At 73.0% G+C, this 17,494-nt stretch carries 19 protein-coding genes; 7 read left to right on the top strand and 12 right to left on the bottom strand.

All coding sequences use genetic code 11. From position 1 onward, the window contains the following. Window positions 1-12: 12 nt before the first annotated feature. From AC27LF_RS20080 to AC27LF_RS20055, 6 genes are all read right to left on the bottom strand, one after another. Window positions 13-1,506: an SCO6880 family protein gene (locus AC27LF_RS20080; RefSeq protein WP_479661192.1), complete on the bottom strand. Its 1,494-nt coding sequence runs from the start codon at window positions 1,504-1,506 to the stop codon at window positions 13-15. 151 nt (window positions 1,507-1,657) lie between these two features. After that, window positions 1,658-2,926: a hypothetical protein gene (locus tag AC27LF_RS20075; protein ID WP_479661193.1), complete on the bottom strand. Its 1,269-nt coding sequence runs from the start codon at window positions 2,924-2,926 to the stop codon at window positions 1,658-1,660. A gap of 1 nt (window position 2,927) precedes the next feature. After that, the gene (locus tag AC27LF_RS20070) at window positions 2,928-3,674 is read right to left on the bottom strand and encodes a DUF8175 domain-containg protein (RefSeq protein ID WP_479661194.1); all 747 of its coding nucleotides are present in this window, start codon (window positions 3,672-3,674) and stop codon (window positions 2,928-2,930) included. A 16-nt stretch (window positions 3,675-3,690) separates the two neighbouring features. Continuing rightward, window positions 3,691-3,981, bottom strand: a complete 291-nt coding sequence (locus AC27LF_RS20065) for a hypothetical protein (RefSeq protein ID WP_479661195.1) — start codon at window positions 3,979-3,981, stop codon at window positions 3,691-3,693. Between the two features lie 104 nt (window positions 3,982-4,085). After that, window positions 4,086-4,370, bottom strand: coding sequence for a hypothetical protein (locus AC27LF_RS20060; RefSeq protein WP_479661196.1), 285 nt, complete (start codon window positions 4,368-4,370; stop codon window positions 4,086-4,088). After that, window positions 4,367-4,723, bottom strand: a complete 357-nt coding sequence (locus AC27LF_RS20055; RefSeq protein WP_479661197.1) for a hypothetical protein — start codon at window positions 4,721-4,723, stop codon at window positions 4,367-4,369. Before AC27LF_RS20055 ends, AC27LF_RS20060 begins: the two co-directional genes overlap by 4 nt. Before the next feature lie 641 nt (window positions 4,724-5,364). On the opposite strand from AC27LF_RS20055, the gene AC27LF_RS20050 reads away from it, so the two are divergent. The 3 genes from AC27LF_RS20050 (at window position 5,365) to AC27LF_RS20040 (ending at window position 7,802) form a co-directional block, all read left to right on the top strand. Beyond that, window positions 5,365-6,174 (top strand): lysozyme family protein, encoded by an 810-nt coding sequence (locus AC27LF_RS20050; RefSeq protein WP_479661198.1) that lies wholly within the window; start codon window positions 5,365-5,367, stop codon window positions 6,172-6,174. Next, complete coding sequence (locus AC27LF_RS20045) at window positions 6,171-7,070, top strand: hypothetical protein (protein ID WP_479661199.1); 900 nt, start codon at window positions 6,171-6,173, stop codon at window positions 7,068-7,070. Before AC27LF_RS20050 ends, AC27LF_RS20045 begins: the two co-directional genes overlap by 4 nt. Window positions 7,071-7,256: 186 nt before the next feature. After that, on the top strand, window positions 7,257-7,802 hold the full coding sequence (locus tag AC27LF_RS20040) for a sigma-70 family RNA polymerase sigma factor (protein WP_479661200.1): 546 nt from the start codon (window positions 7,257-7,259) through the stop codon (window positions 7,800-7,802). Between the two features lie 20 nt (window positions 7,803-7,822). Here AC27LF_RS20040 and AC27LF_RS20035 read toward each other — a convergent pair whose 3' ends face one another. Both AC27LF_RS20035 and AC27LF_RS20030 read right to left on the bottom strand, forming a co-directional pair. Next, entirely contained in the window at window positions 7,823-8,341 is a 519-nt protein-coding gene (locus AC27LF_RS20035; RefSeq protein ID WP_479661201.1) for a DUF3592 domain-containing protein, read from the bottom strand. Between the two features lie 174 nt (window positions 8,342-8,515). Then, window positions 8,516-9,697 (bottom strand): MFS transporter, encoded by a 1,182-nt coding sequence (locus tag AC27LF_RS20030; protein WP_487231273.1) that lies wholly within the window; start codon window positions 9,695-9,697, stop codon window positions 8,516-8,518. A gap of 164 nt (window positions 9,698-9,861) precedes the next feature. Between AC27LF_RS20030 and AC27LF_RS20025 the strand changes: the two genes are divergently transcribed. Then, a complete protein-coding gene (locus AC27LF_RS20025) occupies window positions 9,862-10,455 on the top strand; it encodes a CGNR zinc finger domain-containing protein (protein WP_479661203.1) in 594 nt (197 codons plus the stop codon). 230 nt (window positions 10,456-10,685) lie between these two features. After that, window positions 10,686-11,552 (top strand): Bax inhibitor-1/YccA family protein, encoded by an 867-nt coding sequence (locus AC27LF_RS20020; RefSeq protein ID WP_479661204.1) that lies wholly within the window; start codon window positions 10,686-10,688, stop codon window positions 11,550-11,552. A gap of 85 nt (window positions 11,553-11,637) precedes the next feature. Here the strand turns inward: AC27LF_RS20020 and AC27LF_RS20015 are convergent, their stop codons facing one another. Next, window positions 11,638-11,868, bottom strand: a complete 231-nt coding sequence (locus tag AC27LF_RS20015; protein ID WP_121890605.1) for a DUF4287 domain-containing protein — start codon at window positions 11,866-11,868, stop codon at window positions 11,638-11,640. A gap of 99 nt (window positions 11,869-11,967) precedes the next feature. Between AC27LF_RS20015 and AC27LF_RS20010 the strand changes: the two genes are divergently transcribed. Beyond that, window positions 11,968-12,279, top strand: a complete 312-nt coding sequence (locus AC27LF_RS20010) for a hypothetical protein (protein WP_479661205.1) — start codon at window positions 11,968-11,970, stop codon at window positions 12,277-12,279. A gap of 7 nt (window positions 12,280-12,286) precedes the next feature. On the opposite strand, the gene AC27LF_RS20005 is transcribed toward AC27LF_RS20010, so the two are convergent. The 3 genes from AC27LF_RS20005 to AC27LF_RS19995 all read right to left on the bottom strand — a co-directional run bounded on the left by AC27LF_RS20005 (window position 12,287) and on the right by AC27LF_RS19995 (window position 16,227). Beyond that, the gene (locus AC27LF_RS20005) at window positions 12,287-13,081 is read right to left on the bottom strand and encodes a hypothetical protein (protein ID WP_479661206.1); all 795 of its coding nucleotides are present in this window, start codon (window positions 13,079-13,081) and stop codon (window positions 12,287-12,289) included. A 285-nt stretch (window positions 13,082-13,366) separates the two neighbouring features. Then, complete coding sequence (locus AC27LF_RS20000) at window positions 13,367-14,587, bottom strand: acetyl-CoA C-acetyltransferase (protein ID WP_479661207.1); 1,221 nt, start codon at window positions 14,585-14,587, stop codon at window positions 13,367-13,369. 614 nt (window positions 14,588-15,201) lie between these two features. Next, window positions 15,202-16,227, bottom strand: a complete 1,026-nt coding sequence (locus AC27LF_RS19995) for an SGNH/GDSL hydrolase family protein (RefSeq protein WP_479661208.1) — start codon at window positions 16,225-16,227, stop codon at window positions 15,202-15,204. Window positions 16,228-16,388: 161 nt separating this feature from the next. On the opposite strand from AC27LF_RS19995, the gene AC27LF_RS19990 reads away from it, so the two are divergent. Then, the coding region (locus AC27LF_RS19990; protein ID WP_479665002.1) for a cystathionine beta-synthase at window positions 16,389-17,494 on the top strand (1,106 nt) is incomplete at its 3' end.

Here is a 17,494-nt window from a genome sequence, read left to right as displayed (position 1 = left end):
GGCTGCGGCGGCTCACAGCGCGTCCGACAGTTCGTGCGGGACGAGGGTCTGCTCCCAGGGCAGGATCCCGGCGGGCAGGGTGCAGCTGAACGCCGCCGCCTGCATCCGGTCGGCGGGCCGCATCAGCACCCGGGAGGCCGCGGTGAGATTGCGTACGGCCACACTGGCGTCGGCCAGTTCGGCGACGTCGTCCACGGTGACGGTCAGCATCAGGGAGAACTCCACGAGCCCGGCGCCGGACGCCTCCTCGGCCGCGGTCTGCTCGGCCGCGCGCATCTCCGAGACCGCGCGGGCCTGCACCATGCCCCGGCCGGACGTCGCCATGAACTGGGCGGCGCGCCGGTCCGCCTCCACGATGCGGGCCGAGGTGGCCGGGTCGAGCGGCCGGTACACCAGCGCCACCCGCTTGCGCCGGGTGCCCGGCAGCGCCTCCAGCATGCCCCGCAGCACCGAGGACCGTACGGTGCCGCGCGGGGCCAGCGTCATCATCCAGGTCCGGGAGACCCCCGAGTCGTGCTGGTAGGAGCCGACCGTCTCGACGGTGGCGGCCGGACCGGCGTCCTCCCACTCCAGGCCCGTACCGCCGTGCTGGTTGCGGGCGTCGAGCACGTCGGCGGCGACCGCCGGGTCGTAGGCGACCCGGACCACCTCGGCGATCCGCTCCGCGGACAGCGGGTAGGCGGCCCCGCCGCCGGCCGCGACCAGCCCGCTGAGCAGACCCGGGATACGGATCGCCAGATCCGCGATCACATCGTCCTTCTTGCGCCGCTGGCCGGGCGGCACGCCGTAGGTGAGGCAGATGTAGGTGTGCATCTCGGAGGAGGCGGTCGGATAGCGGGCGACGACCTCCTCCATCACGGCACGGGCGGCGGGCGGCGCCTTCGGGTGGATGCGGGGCAGCACCTCGTGGGCGAGCCGGGTGCCCGGGTCGGGGGCGGTCTCCACGATCACGGAGGCGCCACGCAGCCCCGGTTCGTGGGCGAGCCGGGCCAGCCACTCGCCCCACAGCGCCACCCAGACGTCCACCTGGTCCGGGTCGACCAGCGAACCGCCGTCCGGTTCGCAGGCAAGGACGATGGTGTAGAGGTTGCGGTTCGGGTGGTGCAGCACGCCGAACGGCCGGTCGTAGGCGTCCTGGCCCTCGTGCGCGGTCACCTTGTTGAGCAGGCCCGGCGGACGGAACCGGCCACCCGGGCGGGCGGACAGCGGGCCGGAGACATACAGGTGCGAGCCGCCCGCCTTGCGGCGCCACCAGCCGATCCGCAGCGCCACCAGCTGGTAGACGTTGCGCCCGTCCTGGGTGCGGACGGCGAGCGGGGCCAGGAACAACGCGATCGGTACGGCGATCACCAGTGCGGCGTACAGGGAGATCAGCGAGGCGAGCAGGGTGATGACGAGCCCGCCGAAGACACCGATGGTGCCGACGAGCCCGAGCGGCCCGAGCCCCGGCCGCCGTGGCCGGCGCCAGTTGCCGTAGGTCGGATGGGTGACGGCTTCTGCGGACATGAGGGTCCGGGCTCCTTTCGTGCCCCTTGGACAGGGGACTGAGGGTGGGGTGGTCCGCGGGACCGCCGGGCTCCCTCGGGGGTCGGGAGCCCGGCGGCCGGTCACGGGAGGCGCGCGGGGGGCTGCGCGGCGGTCACGGCGCGGACGGACGTCAGGAGTTGTGCCCCCGGTCGCCGTCGGCGCCGTCCAGTGAGCCGGACGCGGCCCGGCCCACGATCTTGGCGGCGGTGGCCGCGGCGGCGACGGCCGCGCCGACGGGGCCGGCCGCCGCTGCCGCCCGGCCCGCGCCCGCTGCCGCACCGCTCGATCCCGCTCCGCCGGCGCCCGCTCCGGCGCCCGCCGGCCCGGAACGGCCCGTGCCGCTCGTACCGTTCGCGCCGTTCGCGCCGGAAGAGCCGGCCGCCCCCGCCGCCCCGGCCGGGCCGCCGCGTCCGGACGTACCGCCGGAACCGCTGCCGCCGGTCGTCCCGGACGCGCCGGAGGGGCCTGCGCCGCCGGTCCGGCCGCTGGTGCCGCCGCCGAGGCCCCCGCCGAGCGAGCGGGCACCGGAGGCGACGGCGCCGCCGGCCGCCGACATCGCGCCGGAGACGGCACCGGCGCCGCCGAGGGCGGCGGTGGCGGGCACGATGAGCTTGAGCAGCGCGGGCAGCGAGACGGCGGCCAGCAGCATCACGCCGATCCCGGCGATGCGTTCGTTGACGCTGACGGGGTCGTCCGAGTTGAGCATCACCGCGCCCCCGTACATCACGAGGGCCGCGGCGGGCTTGTACAGCAGCCAGGCGATCATCCAGCCGAGGTGCTTGCGCCACCAGCCGCCGCCCCACTCGGTCATCGAGGCGGCGGCGGCCAGCGGCAGGGTGCCCAGCAGCAGGATCATCACGCCGAGCCGGATGTAGAGCAGGACGGTGTGGATGATCCCGGAGATCAGCAGCAGGAAGGCGAGGATCATCAGCAGGAACGCCTGGATGCCGCCGCCGTCCGTGCACTGGCCGATGTGGTCGAGCTGCTCCTGTGCCCCCGCCTTGAACAGGTAGTCGGAGTAGCGGTCCGAGAGGCCGGCCGCCGCCGACACGAGGGTGGTGGCGCCGCCGGAGACGAGGACGACCCGGAGGATCCCCTTGAGCGCGGTGCGGCCCGCGTCGCCGCGTCGCTCGATCGCCATCCGGCAGGCGGCGAAGATCAGTGAGCCCACCGCCATATAGACCACGAGCCATTGCGAGGCTTGATTGATCTTCTGCGACGACTGGACGCTCGACAGGGTCGGAATGGCGGTGGCCAGGGCTCCGAACACGGTGATCGCGGCCGCCAGGACGAAGTCCGCGATGGCGTTCATGATGGTTCCGATGGGGTCGCCCAGGAAGCTGAAGAACCCCACCAGCGCGTCCAGCACCGGCACCCCGGTGCCTTGCGAGCACTGCATGTCAGACCTCCCAGAGCAGATAGCCGCGGGTGTTCTGCACCGACTGCACCTGTGCGTACAGGGACCCGTCGCTGAACGGCACGATCTTCCAGTCGCCCTTGTCCCAGCGGAGGTTGACGGTGGTCGCGGCATAGCCCTGGGTGGACCGCATGAGCAGGCTCACCCGCGCCGTGCTCCCCGTGTACGAGGGCACGGAGAAGCCGACGTACGTGGAGACGGCCGAGGTGTCCGTCGTGTTCGCGGAGACGGAGTCCCCGACGGTCGAGCGACGGAACACGAACATGTCGCGCGGCTGCCCCGGCACCAGCTGCTCCGCGGCCACGGTCCGCCAGCCCGACTCGCCCATCTGGGCCGTGATGACATGGGCGGCCAGCACCGCGCCGGTCGCGGTGTGCGCGAAACACCACCAGGGTGTGCCGTCGTCGTGCGTCGGTCCGGCCGCCGCGGAGACGGGCACCCGTACGACGCCGATCATGCGCCAGTCGATGTCCTTGGGCGCGGCCTTCGGCAGGGTGACACCGGCGCTGTCGTCGGTGTGGCAGCCCTGGGGCCGGCCGTTCTCGGTGAGGGCGCCGGACAGCGGGCCGGGCGAGGCCGCGGCGCCGGCGCGGCCATCCCCGCCGGAGGCCAGCGCGGCGAACCCGCCCAGCACGACCGCGACGGCGAGGAACCCGGCGGACAGCTGCCAGCCGCGCTGCCGCCAGTACGGCTCGGAATCATCGGTCCGCCGCCCTCTGCGTGTGAGCATCGCCAAGGCCGCCCGCTCAGTTGAAGACGAACGAGATCAGCGGACCCGCGGTGGCCACCAGCACACAGCCGCCGAGCACCATGCCCAGGCGGCTCATGTGCTCCGAACTCTCGCCGCGCTTCAAGGAGATGGCCATCATCGCGCCGGTGATCAGCACACCGGCGACGCCGGCGGCGGTACCGGCCCAGGCGGCGATGCCGAGCACGGTGTCGACCTTGTCGGTCAGCTCGCTGGGCGCCTCCCGCGTCGGGTTGGGCACCTCCGAGGCGAGCAGGGTGGAGGTCTTGTACAGCAGTGAGGAGGACATCGGGGATTCTCCGGGTGGGTCGGCGTCCGCCGGGCGGCGGACGCGGGTGGTGAGCGGTAGGGAAGCCGTGCGGTACGCAAGGGAGGCGGGCGCCTCGTCGCGGGTCAGTGGAGCGACAGGTCCCCGAGGGCGGCGACGAGCGGTCCCGCGCAGGTGGCGAGGAGGCTGGCCAGGGCGATGAAGAAGACACCGCGGAAGTGTTCGCCGCCCTCTCCCGGTTCACCCCGGCGCAGCTGGACGGCCATCTGGATGCCGACGATGATCAGTCCGCCGACCCCGGCGGCCGTGGCGCACCAGGCGAGCATTCCGAGGATGTCGGTGGTCTCCCCGCTCGCGTTGGGGTTGAAGGAGTCGGCCAGCAGATGGCCGTGCGGTGGCAGAGGGTTCATGACGGGGATTCCTCGGGGTGGATGTCGGCGCCCACCAGTTGGGCCAGGGTGCTGAGCTGCCGGGGCAGGGTCCGCGGCCGGCCGCCCGTGCGCCAGGCAGGGATCCACGGCACCCGGTGCACATGGGCGGCGGACCGGAGGACCCGGATACGGCGCAGCAGACCGAGCGGCAGCCGCCCCGGGGCGTCGGCGACGAGCACCACGGCCAGCAGGTCAAGCCCCTGCGGCGCGCTGCCGTCGCGCAGCGCGCCCAGCGCGTGGGACACGGCCCGCAGACCGCGCGCACTGGTCCGGCCGACCAGCACGATCCGACCGGGCTCGCCCCGGGCGGGCTCCGGCCAGCGGGCTCCCACGTCGACCCCGCCGAGCAGTTCGCACAGCGAGGACGCCCCGGCACCGCCGTGCGCCTTGACCCAGCCGATCTCGTCCCGCGCCCGCGTCCGCGCACGTTCCTGCCCCTGCGCCCGTCCGGTGGTCCGGGGCCGCCGGGGCTCACCCCAGCCGGCGTCGCCGACGCGGGCGCCGGAGGCGCGGCGCGCGGGTGGGTACGGGGGAGAGGAGCGGGCCGGGGGAGCGACGGTCCGCGGGGGAGCGGGCGCCGGCGCGGCGGCGGCCGGACGCGGGGCCGCGGCAGAAGCGGGCGCCGTACGAGGCGTCGCACGCGTCGCGCGAGCCGGAGCCGGTGACGGCGTGGGTGCCGTTGCCGACGAGGCGGGGGCAGGGGGCGCCGGTGAAGGTGGCGCCGAGCGGCGGGGTGTGGGCCCGCGCACCCAGGACTGCGGCCCCGGCGGCGTCATCGAAGGAGTACCCATGCGCGCCCCGCCCCCCTGCTGACTCATCTGTCCGCTGCTCTGACTCATGTGGTTTCCACCGGTTTGAACTTCTTTGCCCCGAGCGCCGTTTGATGTCCCGGGCTCGTCGGACAGCACAACGGGCCGTTTGGGCACAGCGGTTCAAGGTGAGGGAAAGAAGGCGGGCGCGAATGAGCGCGGACATGGCAGACAAGGGCGGCGACGGCGGCGAGGGCAGCGTCGCGAAGACCGTACGGAACACCTCGGTGGCCGCTCTGGGCTTCGGCTGCATGCTGTTGCCGGTGGTCCTGGTGGGCGGCGCCGTCGTGGTGATCATCTTCGGCGGGCTGGGCGTCCTGCTGGCCCCGCTCATCGCGCTGATCCTGCTGTTCGGCGGGGGCGGCGGAAGTCACAGCGACGCCGACAACGAGGCCACCGCGAACGACGTGGTGCGCATCATGCAGGGCGACGGCAAGGACCCGCTGGAGGAGAGCACCGTCCCCGAGGACCTGGTGCAGCCCGTCGAGGACGCCGGCAAGGAGTGCGACACCATCGGCCCGGTCGTCATCGTGTCGCAGATCGAGTTCGCGTCCGGATACAACTCCGAGATGGTCGGGCCCAACGGTGAGAAGGGCATCTCCCAGCTGCCGCCCGCCGTCTTCGAGAAGTACGGCAAGGACGACGACGACAACGGCAAGGTCTCCGCCGAGGACGACACGGACTCGATCCGGGCGCAGGGCCGTTACATGTGCGACCTGGCCGAGCAGGCGCAGAACGCGCTCGATGCGGCCAAGGCCGACGGCAATGTCCTCGACCTCACCCTGGCGGCGTACAAGGTCGGCATGGACGCGGTGCTGGAGGCCAAGGGCGTACCGCAGACGAACGAGGCCCTGGGCTATGTCGCCGCTGTCCGCGCCCAGTTCGCGAAGTACGCGGGCGTGGCCGCGCCCCCGGCCGGCGCCACCCCCGGCGTGACCCCCACCCCGACGCAGTCCAGGGAGACGACCCCATGAGCGAGAGGCCGCCCATGACCCGCTTCGACGTGCACATCTCCGACCAGGGCCGCGCGGAGATCGACGGCCGCCCGGTCGTGGCCGCACCGGGTGACTCGATGCACGAGGCGGTACTGGACGAACTCCAGCGCCACGCGCAGGTCCACGGCACCCCGGTGCAGGCCACGGTGAACGACACCGCGGGGGCCACGTACTTCGTCCTGGAGGTGTCACCGGACGGTTCGAGCAGGGTCCTGATGCGGGAGGACGAACCGGCGGGGACGATTGAGCCGGACCTGGAGCCGGAGCCGGAGCCGGAGCCTTCCCAGAGGTCGGCGATAGCGCAGGCGATAGCCCGGGCGAGGGCGACGGCTGCGGCACACGCGACACCGCCCCCGCCACGGACAAGGGCGGGAGCGGCCGGGACAGCGGCGCCACCACCGGCCGCGGACGTGTCGGCGGACTTGGCCGAACGCATAGCGAAGATCAATGAGTTGGCGCGGACGGGCCGTCTGGACGAGGCGTACGCGGACGCGACGGCGCTGAGCGAGAGCGTGACGAGCAGATCGGGCGCGCGGCACCCGCACGCGCTGGAGGCGCGATCGGTGGAGGCGTATCTGGCCCACCTGCGCGGCGACCACCGGGCCGCGACGGTCCTGGCGTTGACCGTGGCGAGGATCCGCTGCGGCGCGGGGGACGGCCGGGCCCCGGAGGACGTGGCGAGGGCGGCGGCGGCCTGGCAACGCCTGGAGGACGACAGGGCGGCGGTGGTCCACGGCCACGAACTGCTGCACATGTGGGACAGATTGCACAGCAAGGGCCGGCTGCCGCCGGGCCACACGGAGCTGGCGGACCGGGTGCGCGGCCACGTGGCCGAACTGGAGGCGTACGCCCAGAGCGATGTGAGGACGCCCTGAGCTTGGCCCGAGGCGGACCGGGCACGGCGCGGCAGCCGCCAGGAGCACGGCGACCAGCGGGTCCACAGCGCCGTACAACGACCGTCAACCGAACGTGGAACACGCATCGGAACACTCTCCTGCCCCGAAGGCCCCGGCCCGCGAACCCCCACCGCGGCCGGTCATCCCAAGGAGCAGGAGCACCCGATGAACGTGATGGTCATAGGCTCGGCAGGCGCGATATCCCCCGAGGAGCGCGCGCTGCGCGATCTGTACGTGGAACACGGCCCGGCGCTCTACGCGTATGTGCTGCGCATGCTGGGCGGGGACACGCACCGGACGGAGGACATCATCCAGGAGACGCTGCTGCGCTGCTGGAACAAGCAGAACCTGGTCGACGACGAGGGCATGGCGGTACGCCCGTGGATGTTCCGGGTGGCCCGCAACCTCGTCATCGACGCCCACCGCACGAAGACGGCCAGGCCCCAGGAGGTCAGCGGCGCGACATGGCTGACCGACCTGGGCGCCGAGGCGGACGACATCGACCGCATGCTGTCGTCCATCGTCCTGCACGACGCCCTGGACTCCCTGACTCCGGCCCACCGAGAGGCACTTGAGGCCACCTTCTTCGCCGACAGCACCACCCGTCAGGCGGCCCAGGACCTGGGCGTCCCGCAGGGCACGGTCAAGTCCCGTGTGTACTACGCCCTGCGCAGCCTGCGGTCGGTCCTGGAGGAACGGGGAGCCCGCTGACGCCCCGGACCGAGGCGGTGTCAGTACGCCGCCGCCCGTGGTCGCTTCGCCCGTCGGATGCCGCGGAGAGCTTCCCGGCCGAGCCTGAGGGCCGGCAGCGGCATGAGGGTCATGAGCGCGAGCCCGAGCAGGACGAGCATGCCGTACCCCACCCGGTCGCCGGTCGCGGAGTGCGTGCTCGCCGTCTCGGGACGCCCCGGCAGATAGTGGACGCGGATCGTGTCGCCGATATCCGCGTCGCCGCCCTCCCAGAACTGGTACGGGGTCCCGTCGGCGGTGGTGAAACGCACTTCGATCCGTTGGGTGCGGCTTCCCTGGGGCCCGGCCAGCTCGTCCTTCGCCAGGACGGTCCCGTCGGCCGACCGTCCGTGCGCGGCGACCGCGGAGGCGTCGTGCAGCCCGTCCAGTCCGCTGCGGGCGAACCCGTACCCGAGGACGGCGAACAGCGCCGTCACGGCCGCCAGGGCCACCCCGCCCGCGACCTTCCCGGCGAGGCGCGCCCGCGCACCGGCCCGGCGTGGCCGCGTCCGCGCGCTCACCGGCTCCCACCCGACCCTTGAGCCACGGCCCCTCCTGACCCACCTCGCACCGGGCGGCCTCGGCCGCGTGTGCCCCAGGGAGTGTCCTCCCCGCCGTGCGGCGCTTTATCCGGGAATTCCCGTGCGTTACGTGCCGGCCGTCCCCCGGAGCCGGTCCGTCGGCCCGCTCGCCGATCAGCGGGCGGAGTCGGGCGGCGGCGGGGCGGCGGCTTCGGGGGCGGGGTCCCTGAGGGCGACGTACGCCAGGGCAGCCGCCGCGGACGTGACAGCCGCCAGGGTCAGGGTGAGGGCGAGGGAGCGGGGCATCAGGGTGGCGGCGAGGGCCGCGCCCAGGGCGAAGGCGGTGATCTTCAGGCTGGCGCCGGTCGTGAAGACCTGGCCGCGCAGACGGCCCGGCGCCTCCTGGTGGCGCACCGCGAACAGCGCGGTCAGCGCCGGTCCTTCGGCGAGTCCCGTCACGATCGCCGCCGTCACCAGCAGTGCCGGGCCGCCGGGCGCGGTCGGCGAGAGCGCGGCCAGGGCCTGCGCGGACGCCTGGACCAGGGCGGTGGTCCACAGGACGGTGTCGGGGGTCACGGCGCGCGGGAAACGGGCGAGCAGGACGTTGGCGGCGAGGGCGGCGGCCGCCGCGCAGGACAGCAGCGCCGTGCCGCGGCCGGCTCCGCCGAGGACGCGTGCGCCGAGCAGCGGGAGACAGGCCGTCAGCATGCCCTGCGCGACACAGCAGACGACCGAGACGAGGGTGGCCCTGGCCAGCCGGCGGCTGCCCGCCACGGCCCGCATGGCGGCCGTGACGCCGACGGGCGCGGAGGCGTCCCGCGGGCCGTGCGCCGCACCGGGACGGGCGGGCAGCAGCCACGCCGCGGGCACCGCCGCACCGATCAGCGCCACGGCGACCAGGACGGCCGTCGGCGCCCCCAGCGCCGCCGCCGTGCCGCCCGCGAGGGCGGGCCCCGCGAGGCTCGCCGCGCCGAACGTCATGGCGTCGAGCGCGTTCGCCCGGGGCAGCCGGTCGGCCGGTACGACGTGGGGCAGCTGGGCGGTCCAGCCGCCGGACAGCGCCGGGCCGAGCAGCCCGGTGGCCACCGCGAGCAGCACGCTGACGGCGAACGGGAGCCGGCCGAGCCCCAGCAGGACCAGGGCCAGACCTGCGGCGTACAGCGCGAGTGCCGCGGCCAGCAGCCGGCCGGGCCGTGCCGCCCGGTCAAGGAGCGCGCCGAGCAGCGGGCCGCCCACCGCCGCCGCCACGGTGATGCCCGCGAGCAGCGCGGCACCGGCGGCGGCCGAACCGGTCAGGGCGAGCCCCGCCAGCATCAGCGCGGGCCCCGCCATCTCGTCCCCGGTGCGGGCGGCCAGCGCCCCGGCGTGATGGGACGCCGTTTTCCAAGCCGCTCCCCAGGCCGTTCCGCAGGCTGTCGCCCAGGCCGCTCTCGCGGCCGTTCCGCGGCGGGTCCTGCCACGCGTCACGTAACGCTTTGTCATTCGCCGAACGTTACGCAGGTAACGCAAAACTCCACAACATGCGTTACAGTCGACGGGTGTCCGACACCCCCGACGACTGGTCCACCCGGCATTCCGTGCTGAGCACGGCACGCCGCGCCGCCGCCCTGGTCAACGCGCTGACCCCGGACGCCCCCGACCCCGCCGCCGTCGCCCGGGTGCTCCGCGCCCACGGCGAGGACGGCCCCCTCGACCTGACGCCGCGGGACGTCGAGCGGATGCGGGTCGCCGCCGCTCGGCTGCGGGAGGTCTTCGCCGCCGCGGACACCGACGCCGCCGCCACAGCGCTCAACCGGCTCCTGCGCGCGCACACCGGACGGCTCCGGCTCACCTCGCACGGCGGCGGCACCCCCTGGCACCCGCACCTCGACCGCGCCGACGACGGCCCCTGGGACGAGTGGTTCCTCGCCTCGTCCTGCATGGCCCTGACCGTCCTCGTCTGGGACCGCCAGCGGCCGCCCGGAGCGGTCTGTGCGTCGCCCGCCTGCCGCGACGTCTTCATCACGCAGGGCAGCGGCCCCGAACGCCGCTACTGCTCCCGCCGCTGCGCGACCCGCGAACGCGTGGCGGCCCACCGCGCCCACGCCGCAGCAGCCCCGGACGCCACCGCGTAGGCCAGGGGCGCGTTGCCACGACCGGACCAGTGCGGTCCGTCTCCGGCCGGTTTCGCCCGTGTAGCGGAACCGTCATGGAATGGGCCCCTCCGTGGCCGGGAATGAGGCCGCCCGTTAGCGTGTTGCGCAGCACGGCTGGGAAAAGATCCTCCCCAGGTACTAGGGTCAATCCTTTGCCAACCTATTACTCTTGCAGCCAAGGCCGCGCAGGGCGGCCATGGAGGAGTGAAATGAGGAGCAGCAACCCGGTCTTCTCGCGACGGGGGTTCAGCCGCGACAACGGCTACGCGGGCTTCAACACCGCGCCGCAGGCCGGGTACGCGCCGGGCAACCCCTACGCCCAAGGCGGCAACCCGTACGCGACGAACCCCTACGCCCAGCAGGACCAGCAGTACGGCGCCCCGCCGCAGGCACCGGTCACCACCGACCGGATGACGATGGACGATGTCGTCCTGCGCTCGGCCACCACGCTCGGCGTGGTCGCCGTCGGTGCCGTCCTCGCCTGGACCCTGCTGCCGGTCTCGTCCGGCAGCTTCGGTCTCGCGATCGGCGCCGCGCTGATCGCGATGGTCCTGGCGCTGGTGCAGAGCTTCAAGCGCACCCCGTCCCCCGCGCTGATCCTGGGATACGCCGCCTTCGAGGGCGTCTTCCTCGGCGTGATCAGCGAGATGTACAACAGCCAGTGGAGCGGCGCCCCGTTCCAGGCGGTGCTCGGCACCATGGCGGTCTCGGGCGCGACCCTGCTGGTCTACAAGGCCGGCTGGATCCGGGTCACCGCCCGCTACGCCCGCATCGGCCTCGTGATCGCGATGGCGTTCGTGGCGGTCATGGCGGTCAACCTGCTCCTGGTGGCCTTCGGTGTCGCCGAGGACGGCGGTCTGCGCAGCTTCGGCCCGCTCGGCGCGATCGTGGGCATCATCGCGATCCTGCTCGGCGCGTTCTTCCTGACCCTCGACTTCAAGCAGATCGAGGACGGCATCGCCTACGGCGCCCCGCGCAACGAGGCGTGGCTGGCCGCGTTCGGTCTGACCATGACCCTCGTGTGGATCTACGTGGAGATGCTGCGGCTGGTCGCGATCTTCAGTAGCAACGACTAGCCGCACGGCCGGCCGGCCGTACGGCGGCAGCGCGAAGGGCCCCGGGTTCGTCCCGGGGCCCTTTCGACGTTCCGGATGTGCGCGCCTAGAGCAGTTTGCGCGCGGCCCTCCTCAAGTCGTACTCATGAACAAGCGCCTTGGCATGGCCGTATGCGAGGTTGTGCTCCTGACGGAGCCAGCTGACCTTCTCCTCGAAGCGGAAGAGCGCGGGGCCTTCCTCGACGGTGCGCAGCCAGTCGGAGACTTCACGACCGGTGCAGTGGGGGATACGGGCGAGCAGATTGCGATGGGTCTCTTCGGAGAAGACTTGGGACATCGGCGCCTCCGGACGCATTCGAAGCCGGTCCTTCACGTCACCGTGCCTGAGTGTTGGCGTGTTGGCAACACTCCAGGTAGGACGCGTTACGCTCACCGCGTGGTTGATACGACGCCCCTGACCCGTGCAGTGGATCACTTCGCCGACCGTTTGCGGGCGGCTCCGCAGAGCCGGTTGCAGCGCAGCGCCGCCGCCGAGGCGCTGGGCCTGGCAAGGGAGTTGGCGGTGCGCGCCCAGCGGATCGAGGACCCGGCGGGGGAGCCGCGGCAGATGCCGGACGCCGGCATGTTCGCCGCCGCGGACCAGATCACCGTGGCCGGGCACGATCTTGCGCTCGTGCTGACGAGCGAGGCGGAGGTGGCGGAGGCGGTACGCCTGGTCGACGAGGCCCGGCAGCGCGCGGGGGTGTGACAGAGGGCTACAGGGACGCTATGACCCGGTCGGCCAGGATGTACACGGTCTCCTCGCCGCACGCGAAGGTCAGGGTGTACGCACCCGAGATGCCCGAGCCGCCCAGCAGAACCGGTGCCACCCCGCAGCGCAGGAACGCCGCCAGGCGCTCCGCGGTCTCGCGGTGACCCGGCGTCATGCACAGGGTGGTGCCGTCGGCGAAGACATACACGTCGAGGGTGCCGAGGGGGCCGGGGCGGACGTCGGTCAGCTCGACGCCGGACTCGGCCAGTTCCTCCAGCGTGGACACGGTGCGCTCATGGTCGTTGACGACCGGTGAGTGCACCGGCACGAAGTCCGGATGCGAGGGGTGCCGGCGGCGGGCCGCGGCCAGCTCCGGGGACTCACCGGCGAACTCGTCGGTGTCCGTCGTCGGCTCCGTCACCGGTTCGGCGACCGGCTCCAGGCCCGCGAAGTCCGCCTGCCGGGGCAGAAACGGTTCGCTGTCGGCCAGGCCGAGCAGCGAGGGCGCGTCGGAGGCGTCCCGTGCCTCCTGCGCGGCCCAGAAGGCACGCGCCTCGGCCAGCTCCCGCTCCCGTTCCTCGGCGAGCGCTTCGGCGACGGCGGCACGTATCTGCTCGGTCTCGGTGGTGGTGCGGGCGCCGGGCAGCAGCGCGCGTGTGGCGGCTGCCTGGCTCTCCGCGAGCTGAGTGTGCAGGGCCGTGACCTGGCGGCGCAGGACGAGCACGGTGCGCAGGACGGCGACGCCCACGGCGCCCGTGGCGGCCGTGGTGAGCAGCAGGGCGATCGGCATGGCGCTCACTGACGTACTCCCGGTTCAAAGTCGACCCCCGACTTCCTACATCAGCTTGAAGGGTGGACTAACCAGCTGTCAGTGCGTAACGTCACGAAACGGACAGGACTTTGGGCCCGGGGCATAGCTCCACAACCGCTCTGACCTGCGGGATATCTCCCGGAAGGGAGATAGGTCACATCCTGGGGGAGATTGGATCACAAATCGACCCGGCGTTCGGAACGTCCTCGAACACCGGGTCCGTACGGTCACGTTGGGTTTCCGGCCGGTCACCGTGCGGGACCGGCCGGGGGGTCAGCTGAGGCGTTCGATGACCATGGCCATGCCCTGGCCGCCGCCGACGCACATCGTCTCCAGGCCGAACTGCTTGTCGTGCCACTGGAGCGAGTTGATGAGCGTGCCGGTGATACGGGCGCCGGTCATCCCGAAGGGGTGACCGACCGCGATGGCGCCGCCGTTGACGTTCAGCCGGTCGAGGTCGATGCCGAGTTCCCGGTAGGAGGGGATCACCTGGGCGGCGAAGGCTTCGTTGATCTCGACCAGGTCGATGTCGTCGATGCTCAGGCCGGCGCGGCGCAGCGCCTGCCGGGATGCCTCCACCGGGCCGAGGCCCATGATCTCGGGGGACAGCCCGGAGACGCCGGTCGACACGATCCGGGCGAGCGGGGTCAGGCCCAGCTCGCGGGCCTTGGTGTCGGACATGATGACGACGGCGGCGGCGCCGTCGTTCAGCGGGCAGCAGTTGCCGGCGGTGACGAGCCCGTCCGGGCGGAAGGCCGGCTTGAGGCCCTGCACGCCCTCCATGGTCACGCCCGCGCGCGGACCGTCGTCCTTGCTGATCACCGTGGAGTCGGGGAGCGTCACCGGGGTGATCTCGCGCTCCCAGAAGCCGTTCTTGATGGCCTCCTCGGCGAGGTTCTGCGAGCGGACGCCGAACTCGTCCATGTCCCGGCGGGTGATGCCCTTCAGGCGGGCCAGGTTCTCGGCGGTCTGGCCCATCGCGATATAGGCGTCGGGGACGAGGCCGTCCTCGCGCGGGTCGTGCCAGCTCGTGCCCTCCTGCTCGGCGACCGCTGCGGTGCGGGCCTCCGCCTCGGCGAAGAGCGGGTTGTGGGTGTCCGGCCAGCTGTCGGAGTTGCCCTTGGCGAACCGGGAGACCATCTCGACGCCGGCCGAGATGAACACGTCGCCCTCGCCGGCCTTGATGGCGTGCAGGGCCATCCGGCTGGTCTGCAGGGACGAGGAGCAGTAGCGGGTGACGGTGCAGCCGGGCAGGTGGTCCATGCCCATCAGTACGGCGACGATCCGGCCGAGGTTGTTGCCCTGCTCGCCGCCGGGCAGGCCGCAGCCGAGCATGAGGTCGTCGATGTCCTTCGGGTCCAGTTCGGGGACCTTCGCCAGGGCGGCCTGGATGATCGTGGCGGTGAGGTCGTCCGGGCGCAGTTCCTTCAGGGAGCCCTTGAAGGCGCGGCCGATGGGGGAGCGGGCGGTCGAGACGATGACGGCTTCGGGCATCACGGCTCCATTGGCGTACGGATGGGCAGGGCTCCTTGGGAAGCTACCTGCCCGTACGGTCACGGTCACCGGCGCCGCGATGTGAAACAGACCGCAATTTTCTAAGCGCTTGCTTTCCCCCGCCGACCTCCGCCGAAACTCCCCGCACACCGGGCGTCCACCTCTGGGATCTGGCGTACGCGGCACGGTCACCCTGGGGCCGCGCGCACGCGGCCTGGGCTGCCCGGGGCCCCGCGCATGCGGCGCGCACCCGTCCCTGGGTCCCTGCGCACGCGGCTGGGGATCCCCGAGGCCCCTGCACAGCGGCCTGGGCACCCCCGTCGGCTCCCGCATACGGTCGGGCTGGCCGGAGCTCTGCACACGCGGCGCGGGCACCCCGCCGGCTCCCGCATACGGTCGGGCTGGCCGGAACTCTGCACACGCGGCGCGGCCACCCCGCCGGCTCCCGCATGCGGCCGGGCTGCCCAGGACTCTGCACACGCGGCGCGGGCACCCCGCGAGCCCCCGTGTGTGGCCGGGCTGTACCGGGACTCTGTGTACGCGTGAACAACCTCAGCCGCATACACGGGGCCCGGAGCAGCCCGGTCGCATGCGGAGCCGCGGGGGTGTGTGGGTTATGAGGGCTGGGTGGTGGGGGTGGGGTCCGGTTCGGTCAGTTGGCGCCGGCGGCGGCGTTTGAGGAGGGCCCAGGGGCCGCGCGGGCCCGTGGGCATGGCCGCGGTGACCTCGGTGCCCGCCTCGTCCGCGGCCTCAGCCGCCGCACGGGCCACCGGCAGGAAGCCCTCGCGCCGCGTCACGTCCGGGCGCTCCTCGTCCGCCGGCCACAGGCCGAGTGCCGCGCACACCGTCGGCAGCACCGCCATCGCGGCCGTGGCGTAGCCCTCCGCGGACGGGTGGTAGTTGTCGGGGCCGAACAGCTCGCGCGGGTTCGCTGCGAACTCGGGGCCGAGAAGATCGCCGAGCGACACCGCGCGGCCCCCCTGCTCCACCACCCCGATCGTCTGGGCCGCCGCCAGCTGCCGCGAGGCACGCCGCGCCAGCCAGCGCAGCGGCTGCTGCACCGGCTCGATGGTGCCGAGGTCGGGGCAGGTGCCCACGACGACCTCGGCACCGGCCGTGCGCAGCCGCCGTACCGCCCCCGACAGATGCCTGACCGAACGCGTCGGCGGCATCCGGTGGGTCACATCGTTCGCGCCGATCATGATCACGCACACGTCCGGTACCGGCGCGCCCACGGCCACCACCAGGCTCACCTGACGGTCCAGGTCATCCGACTGGGCCCCCGGCAGGGCGACGTTCCGCAGCTCCACCGGACGCTCGGCCACGGCCGCGAGGCCCGACGCCAGCAGCGCGCCCGGCGTCTGGCCCGCCCGGTGCACGCCCTGGCCCGCCGCCGTGGAGTCCCCCAGCATGGCCAGCCGGAGGGGCGGCTCGCCGGGCACCTCGTAGCCCCGGCCGTACACTCCCTCCGCCGACGGGACCCGGTCGGCGGTGCCGTTGCCCACGTGCCGCTTGGCCAGCTGCACCTCGGCCAGCAGCAGGCCCATGGCGGCCGCGCCGACCAGCCCGACCCCGCCGCCGCCGTACGCCGCGCCGGCCGCGATCCGCCGGGCCACCCTCGCCCTCGACATGCTCGTCATGCGTCGCCGCCACCTCCTCGTAGCCCTACATCCACTCCTTGCCCCGTACCGCCTGTCCGCCAATCTCAACAGGGAGTGAACGCCAGCCCCGGCGGGGCCGCCGGCCTTAGGCTGACGGCACCACTACGACCACTTCTTTGTGCAAGCAACCGGAGACAACGGTGCAATTCCACGACTCGATGATCAGCCTCGTCGGCAACACCCCGCTGCTGAGGCTCAACAGCGTGACCAAGGGCCTTCAGGCGACCGTCCTGGCCAAGGTGGAGTACTTCAACCCGGGCGGCAGCGTGAAGGACCGCATCGCCCTGCGCATGATCGAGGCCGCCGAACAGAGCGGTGAGCTGAAGCCGGGCGGCACCATCGTGGAGCCGACCAGCGGCAACACCGGCGTGGGCCTGGCGATCGTGGCCCAGCAGAAGGGCTACCGGTGCATCTTCGTGTGCCCGGACAAGGTGAGCACCGACAAGATCAACGTGCTGCGGGCGTACGGGGCCGAAGTGGTCGTCTGCCCGACCGCCGTGGCGCCCGAGCACCCGGACTCCTACTACAACGTCTCCGACCGGCTGGTGCGCGAGACCCCCGGGGCCTGGAAGCCGGACCAGTACTCCAACCCCAACAACCCGCTCTCCCACTACCACTCGACCGGGCCCGAGCTGTGGCAGCAGACCGACGGCCGGATCACCCACTTCGTGGCGGGCGTCGGCACCGGCGGCACCATCTCCGGCACCGGCCGCTATCTGAAGGACGTCAGCGACGGCCGGGTCAAGGTGATCGGCGCCGACCCGGAGGGCTCCGTCTACTCCGGCGGCTCCGGGCGTCCGTACCTGGTCGAGGGCGTCGGCGAGGACTTCTGGCCGACCGCCTACGACCGCACCGTCGCCGACGAGATCGTCGCCGTGTCCGACAAGGACTCCTTCCAGATGACCCGCCGGCTGGCGAAGGAGGAGGGCCTGCTGGTCGGCGGCTCCTGCGGCATGGCCGTGGTGGCCGCGCTGCGGGTGGCCGAGCGGCTGGGCCCGGACGACGTCGTGGTCGTCCTCCTGCCCGACAGCGGCCGCGGCTACCTCAGCAAGATCTTCAACGACGAGTGGATGGCCGACTACGGCTTCCTGGAGGACGAGGGCCCGAGCGCCCGGGTCGGCGACGTCCTCAGCGACAAGGTGGGCGGACACATCCCCTCCCTCGTCCATATGCACCCGGATGAGACCGTCGGCCAGGCCATCGAGGTGCTGCGCGAGTACGGCGTCTCCCAGATGCCGGTCGTGAA

The organism is Streptomyces diversicolor (genome assembly GCF_057537855.1).
The sequence above is the reverse complement of the archived record's forward strand: the minus strand, read 5'-3'. Positions and strand labels throughout refer to the sequence as shown.

Coding starts and splice junctions, on each gene's coding strand:
- AC27LF_RS20080 (WP_479661192.1), bottom strand. CDS start 1,506: ATGTCCGCAGAAGCCGTCACCCATCCGACCTACGGCAACTGGCGCCGG.
- AC27LF_RS20075 (WP_479661193.1), bottom strand. CDS start 2,926: ATGCAGTGCTCGCAAGGCACCGGGGTGCCGGTGCTGGACGCGCTGGTG.
- AC27LF_RS20070 (WP_479661194.1), bottom strand. CDS start 3,674: ATGCTCACACGCAGAGGGCGGCGGACCGATGATTCCGAGCCGTACTGG.
- AC27LF_RS20065 (WP_479661195.1), bottom strand. CDS start 3,981: ATGTCCTCCTCACTGCTGTACAAGACCTCCACCCTGCTCGCCTCGGAG.
- AC27LF_RS20060 (WP_479661196.1), bottom strand. CDS start 4,370: ATGAACCCTCTGCCACCGCACGGCCATCTGCTGGCCGACTCCTTCAAC.
- AC27LF_RS20050 (WP_479661198.1), top strand. CDS start 5,365: ATGGCAGACAAGGGCGGCGACGGCGGCGAGGGCAGCGTCGCGAAGACC.
- AC27LF_RS20045 (WP_479661199.1), top strand. CDS start 6,171: ATGAGCGAGAGGCCGCCCATGACCCGCTTCGACGTGCACATCTCCGAC.
- AC27LF_RS20040 (WP_479661200.1), top strand. CDS start 7,257: ATGAACGTGATGGTCATAGGCTCGGCAGGCGCGATATCCCCCGAGGAG.
- AC27LF_RS20025 (WP_479661203.1), top strand. CDS start 9,862: ATGCGTTACAGTCGACGGGTGTCCGACACCCCCGACGACTGGTCCACC.
- AC27LF_RS20020 (WP_479661204.1), top strand. CDS start 10,686: ATGAGGAGCAGCAACCCGGTCTTCTCGCGACGGGGGTTCAGCCGCGAC.
- AC27LF_RS20015 (WP_121890605.1), bottom strand. CDS start 11,868: ATGTCCCAAGTCTTCTCCGAAGAGACCCATCGCAATCTGCTCGCCCGT.
- AC27LF_RS20000 (WP_479661207.1), bottom strand. CDS start 14,587: ATGCCCGAAGCCGTCATCGTCTCGACCGCCCGCTCCCCCATCGGCCGC.
- AC27LF_RS19995 (WP_479661208.1), bottom strand. CDS start 16,227: ATGACGAGCATGTCGAGGGCGAGGGTGGCCCGGCGGATCGCGGCCGGC.